Genomic DNA, 18,243 nt, shown 5'->3' with positions numbered 1-18,243 from the left:
CTGTATAAACGACACCGCCCGGCACAAGGCCGGGCGGTCGTCAAACGGGTCACAGCTAAACAGCTACGCTTTTTTGACCTTACTAATCACCCACAAGAGCACCACGGCCCCTACCGTTGCAGTGACCAGCGAACCGATAAAACCACCGGAAGAGAGGCCTAAAAGGCTGAACAAGAAACCACCCACAAGCGCACCAACGATGCCCACACCAATATTACCCAGGATGCCGAAACCGCCACCGCGCATGATGTTGCCAGCAATCCAACCAGCCAGGCCACCAATGATTAACCATGCAATAAAGCCCATATAGTCTCCTTACTATTTCATTTACGGGATTTCATTTACGGGTTTTAGCTACGTACATTAGTTACGTATGTTAGTACGCGTTTTACCTATCAGTCGTGCTTGTTCTACCATAGCACACAGCGTTACTGTTCGGCGTCTATCGGTGTAGATGCTTGGCAACTCTTAAAGGAAAATCCATGATCCCCGACTCGCTCAAACAACTGCTTAAAAGCACAGATGGTCAACAAACGGCCAGCTGGGAAGGCCGCGATGTGGTGCTTTTCAATATGCCGTGGGGTGAGTTGGCGATCAGCTTGCAAGGCGCGCAGGTGCTTCATTTCAGTCCTCAAGGCGACACCGATTGGCTATGGCTGACCCCCACCCCGCAAGCGCTACCAGGGGCTATCCGCGGTGGTATCCCGCTGTGCTGGCCGTGGTTTGCCGATGAGCGCTATGCCGACGAAAGCCCCAACCGTGACGGCCCCTTTCATGGCCTCGCCCGTCACGCTGCCTGGCGCTTAGACGCTGTTGATGAGCATGCCGAAGGGATTGAGGTCCATCTCTCTCCCGAACAGCGCCTGCATACACAGCTCACCGCACGTTTAGTGGTGCAAGCCAATGCGCAGCGGCTTAACGTTGAGTTGATCAGCGAAAACATCGGCGAGACACCCGTTAAAACCAGTGGCGCACTGCACACCTACCTCGCCGTTGCCGATATCCATCAGTGCCGACTAGAAGGTCTTTCAGGCGCGCGGTACCTCGACAAACTGCGCGACTTTGCGGAAAGTGAACAGCAAGGTACGCTGGCTGTTCAAGGTGCCGTTGACCGCATTTACCATACCAATGAAGCCGTACTGCTCAACGACGGCGAGCGCAGCCTGCGTATCGGCAAGCAGTCCAGCGACTCCACCGTGGTGTGGCATCCCAACAACGACCTTCCTGGCGATACACCCGCTGAAGCGGCACGCCACTTTATCTGCGTTGAAGCCGCTAATACGCGCCTAGACCCGGTTTGGCTGGTACCCGGTGCTCAACACCTGTTAGGCACCACCCTAAGCCGCGGTTAACCTTCGGTTCATCAATATTTTGCTATCATGCGCTCACTTTCATTTGAGCTAGGGAGATCCGATGGATCCGCAGCAATGGCTAGAGGCCGCTACGCTAGCCTTTAATTTAATCGGCATGGTGGTGTGTTTAGTGGGCCTTACCTTGGCGCAAAAAATGACTCGCCGCTGGCCGGGCTATACGCTGGCGGGGGTCGGCTTTTTGATTGCCACCCTACCGATGCTTTCACAGCTACTATTAGTGTTTCGCCAGTGATGGTCATGCAGACCGGCTTGTTTTGAAGTGAGCTGATTTTAAAGAGAGCCGGGACCGCGTTTAGTTGGCAAGAGCTACAAAAGGATCGAAAGGATGCGTCAGCCGTTAAGTCGCGAACTGAGCAATTTGTTAGAGCGAGGCCGGGATCGCCAGTTGCGCTTAGCGGTAACGGGCCTCTCGCAAGCAGGCAAAACCGCTTTTTTGACCTCGCTGGTCAATCAACTGCGCCATGCGGGCGTAGAAGCGCGTCTCGATCTACTGCCCGCTGCCCGTGAAGGCCGCCTGCTAGGCGCCCAGCGTCTCAATCAGCCCGACTTAGGCGTGCCACGTTTCCCTTATGACCCCGGCATGGCCGCCCTGCGCGATACGCCACCCCGCTGGCCGGAGCCCACACGCGGGATTAGTGAACTGCGCTTGCAACTGCGTTACCGCCCTGCCCGCAGCGGCTGGCTAACCCCTGAAATTGCCCACCTTACCCTGGATCTATTCGACTACCCCGGCGAGTGGCTGCTCGACTTACCGCTGTTGCAGCATGACTTTTACAGCTGGAGCAAAGCCCAGGCCATGTACGCAGGTGAACAACGCCGTGGCCTTTTCAGTGAGTGGCTGGCCGCGGTGGAACAGCTCGACCCTGCAAGCGAAGCGGACGAGGCTCAGCTCGCCGCTCTGGCCGAGGAGTACGCCCAGGGCCTGCGCCGTGCTAAAAAGGCCGGTTTCTCCGACCTGCAGCCGGGGCGTTTTTTGCTGCCGGGCGAGCTGGAAGGGGCGCCTGTGCTGCAGTTTTTCCCGCTACCGCAGCTTAATTCAACTCAACTTGATACCTCCAGAGAAGCACTGGAAGCACTGCCCGCCAATAGCCTTTACGCTACCCTGGCGGCTCGCTTTCGCTACTACCAGCAGCAGGTGGTGAAACCCTTTTATCGCGATCACTTCCGCCGCTTTGACCGCCAGATTGTGCTGGTGGATGTGCTTGGCGCGCTCAATGCCGGGCCTGAACGGTTTGAAGACCTTTCCCGCGCCCTGCGTCAGTTAATGCACAGCTTCGACTACGGCAAGCGCAGCCTGCTCACGCGCCTGTTCGCGCCTAAAATTGACCGGTTGGCGATTGCGGCCACCAAGGCCGACCATGTCACTCCCGACCAACACGGCCACGTGGTGCAGCTGCTAGAGGCCTTGCTGGCAGAGCCATTAAAAGACCTGCGCTTTGCCAACGTCCCGGTCAAAGCGTTTTCTCTGGCCTCCATTCGTGCCACCGAGGCCCGCGAAGTCACCCACGAAGGTAAGCGCTCACCCGCCCTACGCGGCACGACCCTGGAGGGGGATGACGTACTGGTTTACCCCGGCGATGTGCCCGCCCGGCTTCCCACTGCCGATTTTTGGCAGCAGCAGGGCTTCGACTTCCCCGGCTTTCGTCCGATGCAAACCACCTCGGAAGCGCTGGATCATATTCGTATGGACGCCGCCATCGACTGGCTGATTGGAGACAAACTGACATGACCACCCCACAGCCACGGCGCCACTTTACGCTGGATGACACGCCAGAAGAGGCTGCCGAAGCAGCTTCGAATTTGCGCCAACGTGAAGCCTTTGCTGGCACCAGCGAGCATCATCCATTGGCACCTCTTCCAGAAGATAAAGCCTTACCTGCAGCCAGTTTAGGTGCGCCGCGCAAACGCCGCTGGGGACTGCTATTCGCTCTAGTGGGTGGTGCCGGGCTAGGTACTGCAGAGCTGGTTACCGGTATCCCCGACGCCCTGGCTCAGTCCCAGTGGCTCGCCATTGCCTGGCAGCTATTCGGGATCAGCCTGATTGGCCTGGGCGGTATTTCACTGCTCAAAGAGTTGGGACGATTGCGGCGCTTAAAGCGCCACGACAAACTGCGCGGCGACCTAGCTGAGCTGCCGCTGCGCTCCCCGAAACAGGCCCGGGCGATGGCCGAGCAGTTGAGGCGCCAGCTCAAACTTGCCGATGACGATCCGCACTGGCTGGCGTTTCAACGCGCCAGCCAGCCGCACCATAGCGGGGAAGAGATCCAAACGCTGCTGCGCTACCACCTGCTGGCACCACGCGACCGTGAAGCCCAGCGCCTGATTACCCGAATGTCCGGGGAAACCGCGATTATGGTGGCCATCAGCCCGCTAACGCTGGTGGATATGGCGCTGGTGGCCTGGCGGAGTTTGGCGATGGTAGACAGGCTCTGCCGCCTGTATGGCCTTGAGCTGGGCTACGCCAGCCGCCTGCGGCTATTTCGTAACGTGCTGCACAACATGGCCTTTGCTGGGGCTAGCGAACTGGCCACCGACGCCAGCATGGATATGCTCTCGCTGGATTTAGCCAGCCGCCTTTCCGCTCGCGCCGGTCAGGGCCTGGCCACCGGGCTTCTAAGCGCAAGGCTGGGATTGCGTGCCCAGCGCCTCTGCCGCCCTGTGCCTTTCACCCCCGATGAGCAACCCAAGATCGCCGACCTTCGCCAAGACCTTTGGCGGCAGATCAAGCGGCTGGATAAAGAGCCCGCCCCCGCGACACGTGCAAAAGAGTAACGCTGGCGCACTGGAGGTTAAGCAATACGCTGCTCGGTCTCGGCATCAAATAGAATCGCCCGCCCCATATCGACACGCAGCGACAAGCGCTCCCCGGCGGCTACCGCACATTTAGGCCCAACACGAGCCGTCACTTCCTGCTCGCCCAGCGGCAAACGCAGCAGGATATCCGCCCCGGTAGGCTCTACCACCGCTACATTGGCGCTCAGCAGCGTTCCCTCAGCTTGGGACGTTAACCGCTCGTCCTCTTCGCTGAAGTGCTCCGGCCGCAAGCCGAGGATGACCGGCTGATTAAGCCGTTCAGCCATGTCTGCGCCAATACGCTCTTCCGGCCAGGGTAGCACCAGCTCATCCTCACCCGGCGTGGCAATGCGCAGTTGATAACCGCCGTTGCTATCTTCCAGAGTGGCGCGAATAAAGTTCATCGACGGCGAGCCCATAAAGCCCGCCACAAACATATCCACCGGGTTGTTGTAGACCTCATCCGGCGAGCCGAGCTGCAGAATATGGCCGTCGCGCATCACCGCAATGCAGTCCGCCAGGGTCATGGCTTCGACCTGGTCATGGGTGACGTAAACAATGGTGGTGCCCAGGCGCTGGTGGAGCTTTTTGATCTCGGTGCGCATATCCACGCGCAGTTTGGCATCTAGGTTTGAGAGCGGCTCGTCAAACAGGTAGACCTTTGGCTCACGGGCAAGCGCCCGCCCCATCGCCACCCGCTGACGCTGCCCGCCGGAGAGCTGTGCAGGCTTTCGCTCCAGCAGGTGGGTAATCTGCAGTAGATCGGCTACCCGCTCCACGGCCGCTTCCCGCTCGGCTTTGGGCACCTTGCGCATCTCAAGCCCGAAGCTGATGTTCTGGCGTACGGTCATGCTGGGGTAAAGCGCGTAGGACTGAAATACCATGGCGATGTCCCGATCCGCGGGGGTGCGCCAGGTCACGTCTTCACCATCGATATAAATATTGCCAGAGGTCACAGGCTCTAGCCCGGCAATGGCATTCATCAGCGTGGACTTACCGCAGCCAGAGGGGCCTACCAGAATCAGGAACTCGCCGGAATCGATCGAGATACTGACGTCTTTGAGCACCCGCTCGCTACCGAACTCTTTGCGCACGTTGTGGATTTCTAACGCTGCCATAATGAAAATCCTATTGTAAAGCGACTGACAAAACCCATTCATTTGGAGGGTCAGAAGTAGCCCGTAGCGGGGGTCTTTCGCCATGGATGGCGAAAGTAGCGCCCATGGATGGGTTCACAGCGCCCCCGCGGAGGGCTGCTTCTGACCTTCTAGAAATGGTTGCCCCTCACCTAGTTGTTATTAGCCTTTCACGGAGCCTGCTGTCAGCCCGCGCACGAAGTATTTTCCCGCCAGCACGTACACCACCAGGGTGGGCAGCGCGGCAATCATCGCCGCCGCCATATCCACGTTGTACTCGCGAACGCCGGTGGAGGTATTCACCAGGTTGTTTAACGCCACGGTAACGGGCTGGGTGTTATGGGCCGAAAACGCCACGCCAAACAGGAAATCGTTCCAGATTTGGGTGAACTGCCAAATTACCGAGACAACGATAATGGGAGCGGAAACCGGCAGTAGGATGCGCCAGAAGATGCGGAAAAAGCCCGCGCCATCCAACTTCGCCGCCGATACCAGCTCGTTAGGGATACCCACGTAGAAGTTGCGGAAAAACAGCGTGGTGAAAGCAATGCCAAAGACCACGTGAACCAGGATCAACCCGGCGCGGGAGCTGGAGATCCCCAGCCAGCCGAGGGTTTGCGCCATGGGCAATAGCACCACCTGGAAAGGAATAAAACACCCAAACAGCATTAATGCGAAGACTAATTCAGAGCCTTTGAAGCGCCACTTGGTTAGCGCGTAGCCGTTGAGAGCGCCAATGGTGGTGGAAATCAGCACCGCTGGAATCACAATCGCAAAGGAGTTCCAGAAGTAGCCGCCCACCCCCTCGCAACGCATCCCGGTGCAGGCTTCGCCCCAGGCTTTTGTCCACGGCGCCAGGGTCGGGTTTTGAGGCAATGAGAGCAGCGACCCGGCGCTGATTTCACTCAACGGCTTCACCGAGGTCATTAGCATGACTACCAGTGGCAAGATATAGAAAAGCGCGGCGAGGATCAGTACGCCGTAAAGCAGACCACGAAAAAGCCGCGCAGCGGGCGTCTGACGACGAATCACATTAGCCATGCTTGCGGCTCCTTAATTCGGAATAGAGATAAGGAATCAGAATCGCCAACACGCCGCCCAACATCAGCATGGCGCTGGCAGAGCCCAAACCTATCTGTGCCCGGGTAAAGGCGTGGGCGTACATAAAGGTGGCGGGTAGATCGGTGGCGTAGCCAGGCCCGCCGCCAGTGAGCGCGACGACCAGGTCAAAACTCTTGATGGCAATATGGGCCAAAATCATCACCGCGCTAAACACCACTGGGCGCAGGCAAGGCATCACTACGCGCCAATAAATCCTCGGCAGGCTGGCACCATCCAATTGGGCCGCTTTCACAATACTGTCGTCGATGCCCCGCAGGCCGGCTAAAAAGAGTGCCATCACAAAGCCTGACGCCTGCCATACGGCGGCAATCACCAGGGTATAAATCGCCATATCCGGGTCAGTGATCCAATCAAAGCGAAACGATTCAAAGCCCCAACTCTGGACCATGGCCTGGATACCCAACTGCGGATTGAGTAGCCACTTCCACACCACCCCGGTCACGATAAACGACAGCGCCATGGGATAGAGGTAGATCGTGCGCAGCGCACCCTCTTGGCGAATTTTCTGGTCGAGCAGAATGGCCAGCAGCGAACCAATCACCAGGCATATCACCACGAACAGCACGCCAAAAATCATCAGATTGGTCGAGGCGACCCACCAGCGCTCATTGGCCATCAGGCGTGAATACTGGCCAAAGCCGACAAAGTCGTAGCTGGGCAGCATGCGCGAGCTGGTTAGCGAGAGCACAAACGTCCACAGCATGAAGCCGTAAACAAAGAACAGCGAAATGGCCACCGACGGTGCCAGCACCAGGCGAGGCAGCCACGCCTGCAAACCACCGGAGGGCGTCGACCGCTTAGCGCCAGCCCCTAAAGGCGGCGCAGAGGTATTTTTCATGGGGAGGGAATCTCTCATTGGAGAAGTGTCCTTGCCAAGCAGCATAATGTTCTTACTAAGCAAAATAGTGTTCTTGCTAAGCAGAATAGACGCCGCCGTTGCGGCGGCGCCTGGAGAACGCAAGCGCTAGAAAATCTAGAAAGAAGCCGCTTCGGCGGCGCTCACCATACGTTCTGCTGCTTCTTCAGCGGGCATATCGGCGTCGTTGAAGTAGTTAGTGACCACATCGAAAATAGCGCCCTGCACGTCCGCACGCACGGCCATGCCGTGAGCCATACTCGGCACTAGGCCACCCTCTTCGGCGGTGCGCTGAAAATCAGCCAACGACTGCTGGGCACAGCTATCGAATTCGCTCATGTCCAGGTCAGGACGCGCCGGAATCGAGCCCTTGGCAAGGTTAAACGCTTCCTGGAAAGTAGGTTCAAGCACCAAGCGGGCAAGCGCCTGTTGTGCTTCCAGCTCTTCGTCGTCGGTGACCCGGAACATGGCCAGGCTATCGATGTTGAAGGTGAATGCATCTTCGGTGCCCGGCGCGGCGGCACAAAGGTAATCTTCCCCGGCGGTCAGCCCTGCCGCGGTGAATTCACCTTTTGCCCAATCGCCCATCAGCTGAAAGCCAGCCACTCCCTCAATCACCATCGCTGTGGCAATGTTCCAGTCGCGACCGGGCATGCCCTCATCCATCAGCTCACGCGTACGCTTGAAGTCTTCAAGGGCATCGATCATCTGTTCACCACCCAGGGCTTCAGGATCCAAATCTACCAATGCCTGCTGGTAAAACTCGCTGCCCTGACCGCCCAGCAGCACGCTTTCAAATACGGTCGCGTCCTGCCAAGCTTGACCGCCGTGAGCCAGCGGCACGAAGCCCGCTTCGCGGATCGCCTCGCCTACCTCGAACAACTCATCCAGCGTGGTGGGCATCTCCACCCCTGCCGCTTCCAGCACTTCCGGGTTGGCCCACAGCCAGTTGACCCGGTGCACGTTGACGGGCACCGCTACATATTGGCCGTCATAGCGCATGATATCGGCCACGACTTCCGGCAGCAGTTCGTCCCAGCCTTCCGCGTCGGCAACGCTGTTCAAGTCACCCAGCAGGCCCAGCTCGCCCCACTCCTGAATCTCGGGGCCTTTGATTTGGGCCGCTGAAGGCGGGTTGCCCGACATGGCGCGAGACTTAAGCACCGTCATGGCGGTTTCACCACCGCCGCCTGCCACGGCAAAGTCCTGCCAGCCGTAGCCTTCGGCTTCCATTAAGTCTTTAAGCACGTTAGCAGCGCGGGCTTCGCCGCCGGAGGTCCACCAGTGCAGCACTTCCACTTCGTTGGCGTGGGCGGTAGTGGCTAGCGTGGCACCTGCCAGAGCAAGCGCGAGGGTCGTCTTCTTAAACGTCGACATGGAGTCACTCCTTATATTGTTATTGTCCTCTCGGACGTTTGACCTCAAAGAGATTACGCCAAGGCGAGCGACAACGGGAGTTACCGAGTACTGCATAGTGTTGGGGTTTTATTACAAACCTGTAATAGTTTCCTGGCGGGGTAGCTTGAGAGTCACCACCAGCCCGCCATCAGCATGGTTGGCGAGCGTAATATCGCCGCCGTGGGCGCGTGCGATGTGGCGGGCGATCCCCAACCCGAGGCCGCTGCCGCCAGTATGTCGGCTGCGTGAGGGTTCTAAGCGCACAAAGGGCGAAAACACCCGCCCCAGCTGCTCTTCGGGAATACCGGGGCCGTGATCGCGAATGTGCAGAGTGACCGCGTTACCGTGATCAACCAGTTCTACCTCGGCCTGCTTACCATAGAACACGGCATTCTCAAGCAGATTCGCCAGGCAGCGCTTAAGCGCCAGCGGTTTGGCAACCAGCGGTGCAATAGGGTGACCGCTTTTAATCTCGATAGTGACCTTACCGCCCTGAAGGCTAAGCTCTTCGGCTAGCTCTTCGACCATGTGCATAAGATCAACCGATGCGGGCTCTTCGTGCAGATCCAGGCCTTTTACCGAGGCCAAAGCACCTTTAACGAGGCTGTCCAATTCATCCAATGAAGCGCAAAAACGCTCCCGCTGGTAGTCGTCATCGAGCATTTCGGCACGCAGGCGCATCCGGGTTAACGGCGTTTTTAAATCATGGGAAATTGCTGAGAAGAGCCGCTCGCGCTCTTCAATCTGCTCGCGGATGCGCCGCTGCATCCGGTTGAATGCCACGGCGGTGGCGGCGACTTCCTTAGGGCCACTCTCTTTGAGCGGCGGCATATCCAAGTCATCACCCAACTGATTGGCTGCCCGCGAAAGTCGCGCCAATGGCCGGGTCACGCTGGTAATGCCCAATAGCGAAAGCGCCAGCACGCTCAACAGCACCAGCAGCCCGACTAGCAAGCGCTCTTCAGAGAGCCAGCGATAGCCGCTGAAAATATCCGGCACCCCCAGCAGCGTGGCGACATACAGCCAGGTGCCTGGGGCAAGTTCCAGTTGAACGACCAGAATCGGCGGCGAAAGCGGTTCCATCAGCAGGCTGTGCTGCCCCCAGCGCGGCGGCAGATCATAGAGCAGCACTTCATTATTCAGCACCCGCAGGTTTTCTGGGCGGGAGAACTCGACAATCACATCATCGATATTGAGCTGCTGGGTGAGCACCGAGCGCACGTTGTTCACCACTACCTCTTTCTCCGGGCCCGAGCCGATATCGTCGATGGTGAGCCTGCGCTCGTTAACGCTGACGAAAAAACGTGTGCCGCCCATATTACGCAGCTGATCGAGCACGATATGGCGATAGTCCACCGGCAGCGAGCGGAAAAACTTCATGGTGGAGGCGATGCTAAACGCCATGTTGGTGGACAGTTCATCCAACTGTGCCAAGTGGCTGGAGCGCACCTGAGACGTCCAGATAGCGTAGCTGGCGCCTTGGGCGACCAGCACCCCGGCGATCATGATGATCACAAAGCGCCCCCGCAGCGACGCCGGCAGCCAGCGGGCTACCCGTCTGGACAAACGCCGCCGGGTCTCGGCCCACCCCACTTGTTTCACGTTAATGCGTCTACCTGGGCAGTCAACACATAGCCCGCGCCGCGCACCGTGCGAATTAACTGCGAGTGCTGAGCATCCTCACCCAGCCGTTGGCGCAGGCGGCAAACATGAACATCAATGGAGCGATCAAGCGGCGGCGCATCCCGTCCCCGGGTAAGCGCGTAGAGATCATCCCGAGTGAGTACCTTTGCCGGATGCTCTAAAAACACCTGCAGTAGTTGAAAATCAGCGCCCGAAAGCGCGGCGCGTTCGCCCTGCAAATCAATCAGCTCACGGGTCATGCGGTCGAGCTGCCAACTGCCAAAACTGACCCAGCGTGCCTGCCCCGCAGGCAACGCTGGCGGAGCACTGCGAGTGCGGCGCAGCACCGCTTTGATGCGCGCCAGCAATTCGCGGGGATTAAACGGCTTGCCTAAGTAGTCATCGGCACCCAGCTCCAGACCCAGAATGCGGTCGGTCTCATCGGCGCTGGCGGTCAGCATGATAATCGGCACATCGCTGTGCTTTCTAACGTCGCGGCAGATGGTAAAACCGTCGTCACCAGGGAGCATTAAATCGACAATCAGCAAGTCAGGAGTGTATTCAGCGCGTAGCGAATGCAGCGCTTGGGCACCGTCCGCCGTAAATACCCGGTAACCGTGCCGCCCCAGGTAGTCCGCGAGCAGTTCACAAATTTCCGGGTCATCATCGACCACAATCAAGGTAGCAGGGGTTGTCGTCATCGCAGCGGGTTCAGCCCTACGTTGTTGTCGTTATATCGGGGCTTGATGATGGTCGAGGGGGTAAGCAGTAGCAATACCGCTACGACCAAGGTTGCATTAGTGTTTACCAGTAACAGTTAAAGCTCAAAGCGCTTTTTTAACCATTCGGCAACAGCCGCTTCACCATGGTGGCCGATACGCTCGGCGCCTTCTAGGCGGTCGAAGAGATCAAGGTGGGCGTTGGCCATTACCTGGGCTTCCCCGGCTAACACGAGCATTTCGGTATCATTGAGGTTGTCACCAAACGCCATGCATTCGGCTGCCGTTAATTCTAAGCGTTCAAGCAGTGAGGCTAACGCAACGCCTTTGTTTACGCCGCCCGCCATGATCTCCAGGGAGTCAATCGTCGAGTAGGTGATATGCAGCGCAGCGCCATGGGCCTTATGAGCCTGCTCTTCCAGCTGTTTTAGCGCCTCCGGGTCGCCTAGATAGAGCACTTTGCCAACGCCGTTAATGTCCATCTGATCAGGCGGCACGACCTCATAACCAAACCCGGTAGAGGCGTGAAGAGATAATAGATGTGGGGCTTCCGCATCAATATGCCAGCCGCTTTCACGGTAGAGGTTCAAACGCACCTGAGGCGGACGCGGGAGATTAATCAACGTTTTTGCATGCTCAGGGTCGACATGGGTAGCGGCCAGCAAGGTGCCTTGTGGGTCGTGCACATAGGCGCCGTTGGTACTGATCAAGTGCGCTGGTATATCCAACTGATCGCGAAATACCTTCATATCGTGATAGTGGCGCCCCGAAGCAAGCGCGACATGGTGGCCTTGCTTCACCAGCGCCCGCAGCACTTCAACGGTGCTTTCGTGCAGGGTGTGGTCGCTTCCTAAAAGGGTTCCATCCAGGTCAGAAACAATCAGGCGGGGTGTCATAACGCGCTCCATCGGCATGGGCATTTAGCTTAACCGATTCTTTTGAGCGCATGTAAGCCTTTGACGCGCCGTCACCCAAGCGAACATCCGGGCCGACTTCACTCGGCGGCAATTGGCGTGGCAAGCGGGAATCCGTATAGTGGCACCCTAACTCTCGCCAACTGATTGAGCTCATGCTTCAGAATAACGCCATGCTTGCCCAGCTCAAGCAACAGATTCGTCAAACCACCCCCCGTGCTGAAGGGGTGATCAAAGCCACCGACAAAGGTTTCGGTTTTCTCGAAACCGACGACGGTGAATCCTATTTCGTGCCGCCACCCGCCATGAAGCAAGTGCTGCACGGTGACCGTGTGGAAGCGGTTATCCACGAGAACGGTGACAAAAAATCCGTTGAACCCGAAAAGCTGATTGAAGCTGGGCTGGATCGGTTTGTGGCCCGCGTGCAGAAGCGCGAAGGCCGCCTGGCCGTGGTTCCCGACCATCCGTCGATTAAAAATGTTATCAAGGCGCGGATTAAGAACAACCTTGATGAAGAGAGCATTGCTGACGGCGATTGGGTCGTTGCCCGCTTGGTGCGTCATCCGCTAAAAACCGATGACCGCGCTTTCTTTGCCCAGATTGATGAGCTGGTCGCCAAAAGCGATGATCCGGCAGTGCCGTGGCGCGTCACACTTGCCCGCCATGCGCTGGAGCAAGAGTGCCCCGATGCAGGTACCGATTGGCCGCTGATGGATGAAGGCCTGACGCGCGAAGACTTAACCGCCACGCCCTTCTTCACCATCGATGGTGAGAAGACCCGCGATATGGATGATGCGCTGCACATCGCACCTCGCGCTGAAGGCGGCTGGCAGTTGAGTGTCGCGATTGCCGACCCCACCGCCTATGTGGAAGAGGGCCATGCGGCTGATTTAGAAGCCCGCACCCGCGCTTTCACCGTTTACCTGCCCGGCCAGAACGTCACGATGCTGCCAGAGCAGCTAGCGGATGACCTCTGCTCATTGTGGGAAGATAAAGAGCGCCCCGCGCTGGCCTGCACGCTGGATATCAATGCCGACGGCAGCCTGGGCGAGTACCGCTTTTTTGCGGCGAACGTTAAGTCTCACGCCAAGCTCGTTTACGACAACGTCTCCGACTGGATCGAAGGCCAAGGCGATTGGGCCCCGGCGGATGATATTGCCGAGCAGCTCACCGCGCTGCGTGATTTGACCGAGGCACGTACCGCTTGGCGCAACGAACACGCGCTGGTGTTTAAAGACCGCCCCGACTACGTGTTTGATCTCGATCCTGCTGGCAACGTATTGGCCGTGCGCACCGAAGAGCGCCGCATTGCCAACCGCATGATCGAAGAGTCGATGATTGTGGCTAACGCCTGCTGCGCGGACTTCCTGGCCCAGCATATCGGCCACGGTATCTTTAACGTGCACCGTGCGTTCGAACCCGAGAAAGCCGAGGCCGCTCAGGAATTCCTGGCAGGGCAAGAGATCGTGGTCGAACGCGAAGCGCTGACTGAGCTTGCCCGCTACACTGAGCTGAAGCGTGCACTGGAAAGTCGCGACGACGCTTGGCTGGATGCGCGCCTGCGCCGCTTCCAGGGCTTCACCATGATGTCCGCACAGCCCGGCCCGCACTTTGGCCTCGGCCTGGCCGCCTACGCGACCTGGACCTCGCCGATTCGTAAGTATGGCGATATGGTCAACCACCGCCTGATCAAGCGCGTGCTGAAAGGTGAGCAGGCGCCCGCCGAAGCTACCCAGCAGCTCACCGAGCAGTTGACGGAGCGTCGCCGCCTGAACCGTATGGCCGAGCGCGACGTGAAAGACTGGCTCTACGTGCGCTACCTAACGCCTGCCGCACAGAACCAGATTACGTTTGAGGCCGAAATCATGGCCATCAACCGTGGCGGTATGCGCGTTCGCCTGCTGGAAAATGGCGCGACTGCCTTTGTTCCAGCCCCTTTAATGCACAGTGACCGCAGCAAAGTGGTGATTGATGATAAAGAGGGACGTATCCAGATCGAAGGCGAAGAGCGCTACAAGCTTGGCGACCCGCTTCGCGTCATCTTGACCGAAGCCCGCGAAGAGACCCGCTCGCTGGTAGCTAAGCCCGCTGCATAAACCGCGCGTGTACAACCGCAATAACCGACAACGGCGCCCTAGGGCGCCGTTGTTGTTTCTATGCGAGCAGTTCCGGTTGCTTTCATCAAGCCTGCTGATGCTGTAAGAAGAAACGCAGCATTTCCTTGGTGGCATCGGGGCCTTTCGGATCGGTGTAGCTACCTTGGGTGCTGCCGCCTGACCAGGCGTGGCCCGCCCCGTGTACCTGCCACTGCTCGAGGTGGGTTTCGCCTTTCGTATTATGGTGCGTGGTACAGGTATAACCGTGGCCATTAGCTACCTTCCCCTTCGCCACTTTTGCACCTGCTTGACGCGACGTGCTGTACTGGGCGGCTACCCGATCCGCATTGCTGGGGTGCACGGTGGTGTCACGGTCACCATGAAAGATAATCGCGGGCACTTCCGATGTCCAACCAGCCCCTTTCGCCTTACCACCGCCAAGAGGTCCTGTGCCACCCTGCATTGCGCCCAAGGCATCGGGAAGACTCTGAGCCACGCCGTGGGGTAGCCCGGAGTGCACGCCCACCGCCGCAAACAGATCCGGGTAGGTCATCGCCAGAGTGGTCGCCATGGCGGCACCTGCCGAAAGGCCTGCGACATAGACGCGGGAACCATCAAGGCCATGGATCTCAATGATCTGGCGCGTCATACCAGCAATAATCGCGGGTTCACCGCCCTCGCGCTGCTGGTCTTCGGCTTTAAACCAGTTCCAGCATTTCGAGCTATTGGCGGTCATCGGCTGAGCCGGATAGAGCACGCAACACAGCTGCTCTTCGGCCAGCCTGTTCATCTGGGTTCCGACAGCGAAGTCATCAGGGTTCTGTGTGCAGCCATGCAGCATCACTACCAGCGGCAACGCCTGACCGGTATAACCGCTAGGGATATACAGTTTGTAATCACGCGAGCCCACGTGGTTGGTAAATCGACCGGCAGTGAAGGCCCCGGGCTGTGGTTCCTCGCTCGCACTCGGTGCTTGCTCGGGTTGCGCCATTCCACCGCGAAACTTCATCCACTTATCTCGCCATGCAGCAGGCACCTTAATATCGCCGGTCGTGAATGCGCCGGATTGCGCCTCAGCAGGCTCTGGCTTCGATTTGGTGGCTTCTTCGTCGATGACCTCGCAGGTTCCGTCGAAGGTATTGCCTTCCTGGTAAAAGGTATTCGGCGTTTCAGTGCCTCTCGATTCAGGTGCGCTGCCTTGGAGAATAGCCATCGCCTCTTGCAGTTTTCCCGCTCGGGTTAGCCGCGTCGCTTCTTCCATTCGCTTCGTCATCGTGGCATCGATCATTTTCAATATCCTTATTCAATGATTACGTATTAAGTGTTTACTGAGTGATTCATTCAGTGAATGCGATCTGCCAGAGCGACCTTAACCGCTTTGCTGGCATTCAAGGCGCCCAGAACCACGACGGATTCAATGGTGGCGAGGGCAAGCTCAGGCGTCACGTCGTCGGCAATGCTGGCCATGCCCAGCACCTGGATCTGTAATTTCTCTCCGGCTGACTGCAGGGCCTCAAGATCCGCACGGCTGTAATGCTCAAGACCCAATACAAACGCCTTACGGGTCACGGTTTCCTTAACGACCTCGGCATGGGTCAACAACTGGTTACGGATAGCGGTGCGAATCAGATCGGTCCGGTTGGAGTAAAAACCTTCCTGAACCAACAGATCGATCTGCCCCAGGTCGACCACCCCAAGGTTGATAGTGATTTTCTCACTGGAATCACCGCCCTTGCGGCGCATTTCATGCACGCTCATGTGTCGTTCCTCGTTGTGCTTAGTAGCCAGGGGCTTTTAGCTGTGGCTTAAGACATCTAGACAGACCTTAAAGCCATCCAAATGGATTCTATATACCATCCATATGGATGTCATATTAGTCCAACTCTGCTAAGAGTCAACTAATAAGCAAAAGAGAACGGCACATAAATCCCAAGGAGGTGGCCGGAATAGAAGTGAAGGAAGGAGGCGTTGAAAGGGATTAACAGGAAATAAAAGCCTCGGCTCAACTGTCGCTGAACTGACTTATTTCTCCTTTATGGTGAAACGATGACAATCTTGATGGTTGGAGGTTAGCTTGCACATTGCCGATGTGACGATGTTCCATGCACCCGCCAGCGGCGGTGTGCGTACCTATTTACAGGCCAAACACCGTGTTTTTTCGCGCATCCCCCAACTGCGCACCAGCCTGCTGGTGCCGGGGGCGGAGCGTGATAGTTTGGGCGATCACCACACCTTACCAGCGCTACACTTGCCTTTAGGCCAGGGCTATCGTTTTCCATTACGCTCCTCCCCCTGGCGGGATGCCCTGGTTGATCTAAAGCCTGACCTCATCGAGGCTGGCGACCCGTACGTAACGGCATGGGCGGCGTTAGCCGCGGGGCAGCGACTCGGCGTGCCGGTGGTAGGCTTCTATCACTCTGATCTGCCACGTTTGATGGGTGATCGCTTGGGGCGCTACGTTGAGAAGCGCTTAACCCGCTATGTAGCGGACCTTTATAGTCGGTTCGATAGCGTATTGGCGCCCTGTAACGCGATGGCAGATCGGCTGCGCGACTGGGGCGTCGATAATGTCCGCGTTCAGCCGTTGGGGGTCGATTTAGCGCAATTTAATCCCCAGCAGCGTGATCCGGTTTTCCGACAGACCATGGGCATACCCAGTGATAAAAAGCTGCTGATCTTTGTGGGACGTAACTCACGCGAGAAAAATATTGATGTACTGCTTTCAACGATGCGTCAGCTAGGCAGCGATTACCACTTGCTGCTGATGGGTCCCGGCATGCCGCATCATGTACCCAGCAACGTCACCATTGTGGATCGCTGTTGTGGTGCCCACGAGGTAGCCAAAGCACTGGCCAGTAGCGATGCTCTGCTGCACGCAGGCACCCGCGAAACCTTCGGCTTAGTTGCCCAGGAAGCCATGGCCTGCGGCATTCCAGTGGTGGCAGCCAGGGCCGGGGCGCTGGCCGAAAACGTGCCGCTGGGTGCGGGTATTTTATGCAAGCCGCTCGACCCCACTGCCATGGCTGAGGCCTGTCTAGCGCTGTTTAGTAATGATGTCGCTGCTAGCGGGCGCTATGCGCGTCGCCATGTCGAGCGCCACTTCAACTGGGATGGCGTTATGCACTCACTGCTTGAGCACTATCAGCAGCTTTGCCACGGCAGCCAACCCTATGCACTCCACCAACACCACTAGCCGTCGCCAGCTACTGAAGTGGCGGCCTATCCACGGTGTGATGATTGCTTTGGCGCTGATTGCGCCGCTGGTGCTCACCGCCTGGCTGGGTGGGGCCGAGGCACTTCAGCGCGTTAAACACTTCCCGCCTGGATTGCTGCTATTGATGCTGGTGATGGCCTTTCTGTGCTGGAACCTAAATGCAGCGAGGCTACGTTTGATGCTGGGGGGCCGTGCAGGAAGGCTCGGCCAGCGCGGCGCGCTAGGAATTGAATTGGCGTCTAAGTTTGCGCTGTGCGCCACCCCAGGCGGTAGCGGTGGCCCAGCGACCCTGTTGTTGCTGCTTGCACGGCGCGGCTTTCCGCCTGCCAAAGGCGCGGCAGTATTTCTGATTGATCAAGGCTGTGACTTACTGTTCTTCCTGGCCATGTTGAGCGGTCTGGTGCTCTTTTCGGTGCTCAGCGACGCCCAATGGCCACACCAATCGCTCGTACAGTGGGCGCTGGTGGGGTTAGCGTTTATGGCGACGCTGGTGAGTGTGGTCATGCGCTATCTACCAAGCCTACTGCGCTCCCCTAGTGTGAATACGCCGTGGCCAAGCCAGTATCAGCGACGCTGGCTTGCACGGCGCCTTTTGCGCTGTCGACATGCGCTCAAGGTAACACTAGGACTGCCGCGCACGACGCTTCTTGCGATGATGCTGTTGACCACCGCCCATTGGCTGATGCGCTACAGCTTGCTTTATTTGGCGGTACTGGGAGTAGGCGGCCATGCAGACTGGATGTGGACCTTCCTGACTCAAATGCTGGCAATGGCCGCGAGTCAGCTTAGCTTTCTGCCTGGCGGCGCGGGCGCTGCGGAGGTAGGCGTGGGTGGTCTGTTGCTGCCGCTAATGGAGCGCGAACAGGCCGCTGCAGCGGTATTGGTGTGGCGGTTGGTCAGCTACCATCTCTACTTGGCGGCAGGCGCACCGCTGTTTGTGCTGTATAGCTATCGCATGCTGCGTCGTTCACCGGCGCCATAGCAGCATTATTTAATAGC

General features: G+C 58.1%; 17 protein-coding genes. 7 read left to right on the top strand and 10 right to left on the bottom strand.

Annotation, left to right across the window (positions count from 1 at the left end; translation table 11 throughout):
* Nucleotides 1–63: 63 nt before the first annotated feature.
* Nucleotides 64–306, bottom strand: a complete 243-nt coding sequence (locus ACWI0H_RS05620) for a GlsB/YeaQ/YmgE family stress response membrane protein (RefSeq protein WP_101146084.1) — start codon at nt 304–306, stop codon at nt 64–66.
* A 176-nt stretch (nt 307–482) separates the two neighbouring features.
* On the opposite strand from ACWI0H_RS05620, the gene ACWI0H_RS05615 reads away from it, so the two are divergent.
* The 4 genes from ACWI0H_RS05615 (at nt 483) to ACWI0H_RS05600 (ending at nt 4,145) form a co-directional block, all read left to right on the top strand.
* Complete coding sequence (locus ACWI0H_RS05615) at nt 483–1,352, top strand: D-hexose-6-phosphate mutarotase (RefSeq protein ID WP_485875351.1); 870 nt, start codon at nt 483–485, stop codon at nt 1,350–1,352.
* A gap of 61 nt (nt 1,353–1,413) precedes the next feature.
* Nucleotides 1,414–1,605: a hypothetical protein gene (locus ACWI0H_RS05610; RefSeq protein ID WP_295708567.1), complete on the top strand. Its 192-nt coding sequence runs from the start codon at nt 1,414–1,416 to the stop codon at nt 1,603–1,605.
* Nucleotides 1,606–1,698: 93 nt separating this feature from the next.
* Nucleotides 1,699–3,102 (top strand): YcjX family GTP-binding protein, encoded by a 1,404-nt coding sequence (locus ACWI0H_RS05605; RefSeq protein ID WP_485875349.1) that lies wholly within the window; start codon nt 1,699–1,701, stop codon nt 3,100–3,102.
* A complete protein-coding gene (locus ACWI0H_RS05600; protein WP_485875347.1) occupies nt 3,099–4,145 on the top strand; it encodes a YcjF family protein in 1,047 nt (348 codons plus the stop codon). The genes ACWI0H_RS05605 and ACWI0H_RS05600 overlap by 4 nt, the downstream gene beginning before the upstream one ends.
* Before the next feature lie 17 nt (nt 4,146–4,162).
* Here ACWI0H_RS05600 and ACWI0H_RS05595 read toward each other — a convergent pair whose 3' ends face one another.
* The 7 genes from ACWI0H_RS05595 to ACWI0H_RS05565 all read right to left on the bottom strand — a co-directional run bounded on the left by ACWI0H_RS05595 (nt 4,163) and on the right by ACWI0H_RS05565 (nt 11,916).
* A complete protein-coding gene (locus ACWI0H_RS05595) occupies nt 4,163–5,284 on the bottom strand; it encodes an ABC transporter ATP-binding protein (RefSeq protein ID WP_485875345.1) in 1,122 nt (373 codons plus the stop codon).
* A gap of 180 nt (nt 5,285–5,464) precedes the next feature.
* Nucleotides 5,465–6,343, bottom strand: coding sequence for a carbohydrate ABC transporter permease (locus tag ACWI0H_RS05590; RefSeq protein WP_339882303.1), 879 nt, complete (start codon nt 6,341–6,343; stop codon nt 5,465–5,467).
* Nucleotides 6,336–7,262, bottom strand: coding sequence for a carbohydrate ABC transporter permease (locus ACWI0H_RS05585; protein WP_339882305.1), 927 nt, complete (start codon nt 7,260–7,262; stop codon nt 6,336–6,338). The genes ACWI0H_RS05590 and ACWI0H_RS05585 overlap by 8 nt, the downstream gene beginning before the upstream one ends.
* A 135-nt stretch (nt 7,263–7,397) precedes the next feature.
* Nucleotides 7,398–8,657: an ABC transporter substrate-binding protein gene (locus tag ACWI0H_RS05580; RefSeq protein WP_485875342.1), complete on the bottom strand. Its 1,260-nt coding sequence runs from the start codon at nt 8,655–8,657 to the stop codon at nt 7,398–7,400.
* A gap of 111 nt (nt 8,658–8,768) precedes the next feature.
* Nucleotides 8,769–10,280, bottom strand: coding sequence for an ATP-binding protein (locus ACWI0H_RS05575; protein WP_485875340.1), 1,512 nt, complete (start codon nt 10,278–10,280; stop codon nt 8,769–8,771).
* Nucleotides 10,277–11,002, bottom strand: coding sequence for a response regulator (locus ACWI0H_RS05570; protein ID WP_485875338.1), 726 nt, complete (start codon nt 11,000–11,002; stop codon nt 10,277–10,279). The genes ACWI0H_RS05575 and ACWI0H_RS05570 overlap by 4 nt, the downstream gene beginning before the upstream one ends.
* 116 nt (nt 11,003–11,118) lie before the next feature.
* Nucleotides 11,119–11,916: a Cof-type HAD-IIB family hydrolase gene (locus tag ACWI0H_RS05565; RefSeq protein WP_485875336.1), complete on the bottom strand. Its 798-nt coding sequence runs from the start codon at nt 11,914–11,916 to the stop codon at nt 11,119–11,121.
* Nucleotides 11,917–12,089: 173 nt separating this feature from the next.
* Here ACWI0H_RS05565 and ACWI0H_RS05560 point away from each other — a divergent pair, with 173 nt between their 5' ends.
* Nucleotides 12,090–14,030, top strand: a complete 1,941-nt coding sequence (locus ACWI0H_RS05560) for an exoribonuclease II (RefSeq protein ID WP_101146072.1) — start codon at nt 12,090–12,092, stop codon at nt 14,028–14,030.
* An 85-nt stretch (nt 14,031–14,115) separates the two neighbouring features.
* Here the strand turns inward: ACWI0H_RS05560 and ACWI0H_RS05555 are convergent, their stop codons facing one another.
* Complete coding sequence (locus ACWI0H_RS05555) at nt 14,116–15,318, bottom strand: extracellular catalytic domain type 1 short-chain-length polyhydroxyalkanoate depolymerase (protein WP_485875334.1); 1,203 nt, start codon at nt 15,316–15,318, stop codon at nt 14,116–14,118.
* Nucleotides 15,319–15,371: 53 nt separating this feature from the next.
* Nucleotides 15,372–15,788, bottom strand: coding sequence for a CopG family transcriptional regulator (locus tag ACWI0H_RS05550; protein ID WP_485875332.1), 417 nt, complete (start codon nt 15,786–15,788; stop codon nt 15,372–15,374).
* Between the two features lie 316 nt (nt 15,789–16,104).
* On the opposite strand from ACWI0H_RS05550, the gene gpgS reads away from it, so the two are divergent.
* Together gpgS and gpgF are read left to right on the top strand one after the other, a co-directional pair.
* Nucleotides 16,105–17,223: an N-acetylglucosaminyl phosphatidylglycerol synthase gene (gene gpgS, locus ACWI0H_RS05545; protein WP_485875330.1), complete on the top strand. Its 1,119-nt coding sequence runs from the start codon at nt 16,105–16,107 to the stop codon at nt 17,221–17,223.
* Nucleotides 17,201–18,226, top strand: coding sequence for a glucosaminyl phosphatidylglycerol flippase (gene gpgF / locus ACWI0H_RS05540; protein WP_485875328.1), 1,026 nt, complete (start codon nt 17,201–17,203; stop codon nt 18,224–18,226). Before gpgS ends, gpgF begins: the two co-directional genes overlap by 23 nt.
* Nucleotides 18,227–18,243 lie beyond the last annotated feature (17 nt).

This window comes from Halomonas sp. NYA30 (genome assembly GCF_976980765.1).
This window is presented reverse-complemented; position numbering and strand designations above follow the sequence as displayed.

What these genes read in the sequence shown, in the direction of transcription:
- ACWI0H_RS05620 (WP_101146084.1), bottom strand. Translation starts at nt 306, where the DNA reads ATGGGCTTTATTGCATGGTTAATCATTGGTGGCCTGGCTGGTTGGATT.
- ACWI0H_RS05615 (WP_485875351.1), top strand. Translation starts at nt 483, where the DNA reads ATGATCCCCGACTCGCTCAAACAACTGCTTAAAAGCACAGATGGTCAA.
- ACWI0H_RS05610 (WP_295708567.1), top strand. Translation starts at nt 1,414, where the DNA reads ATGGATCCGCAGCAATGGCTAGAGGCCGCTACGCTAGCCTTTAATTTA.
- ACWI0H_RS05605 (WP_485875349.1), top strand. Translation starts at nt 1,699, where the DNA reads ATGCGTCAGCCGTTAAGTCGCGAACTGAGCAATTTGTTAGAGCGAGGC.
- ACWI0H_RS05600 (WP_485875347.1), top strand. Translation starts at nt 3,099, where the DNA reads ATGACCACCCCACAGCCACGGCGCCACTTTACGCTGGATGACACGCCA.
- ACWI0H_RS05595 (WP_485875345.1), bottom strand. Translation starts at nt 5,284, where the DNA reads ATGGCAGCGTTAGAAATCCACAACGTGCGCAAAGAGTTCGGTAGCGAG.
- ACWI0H_RS05590 (WP_339882303.1), bottom strand. Translation starts at nt 6,343, where the DNA reads ATGGCTAATGTGATTCGTCGTCAGACGCCCGCTGCGCGGCTTTTTCGT.
- ACWI0H_RS05585 (WP_339882305.1), bottom strand. Translation starts at nt 7,262, where the DNA reads ATGAAAAATACCTCTGCGCCGCCTTTAGGGGCTGGCGCTAAGCGGTCG.
- ACWI0H_RS05580 (WP_485875342.1), bottom strand. Translation starts at nt 8,657, where the DNA reads ATGTCGACGTTTAAGAAGACGACCCTCGCGCTTGCTCTGGCAGGTGCC.
- ACWI0H_RS05570 (WP_485875338.1), bottom strand. Translation starts at nt 11,002, where the DNA reads ATGACGACAACCCCTGCTACCTTGATTGTGGTCGATGATGACCCGGAA.
- ACWI0H_RS05565 (WP_485875336.1), bottom strand. Translation starts at nt 11,916, where the DNA reads ATGACACCCCGCCTGATTGTTTCTGACCTGGATGGAACCCTTTTAGGA.
- ACWI0H_RS05560 (WP_101146072.1), top strand. Translation starts at nt 12,090, where the DNA reads ATGCTTCAGAATAACGCCATGCTTGCCCAGCTCAAGCAACAGATTCGT.
- ACWI0H_RS05555 (WP_485875334.1), bottom strand. Translation starts at nt 15,318, where the DNA reads ATGATCGATGCCACGATGACGAAGCGAATGGAAGAAGCGACGCGGCTA.
- ACWI0H_RS05550 (WP_485875332.1), bottom strand. Translation starts at nt 15,788, where the DNA reads ATGAGCGTGCATGAAATGCGCCGCAAGGGCGGTGATTCCAGTGAGAAA.
- gpgF (WP_485875328.1), top strand. Translation starts at nt 17,201, where the DNA reads ATGCACTCCACCAACACCACTAGCCGTCGCCAGCTACTGAAGTGGCGG.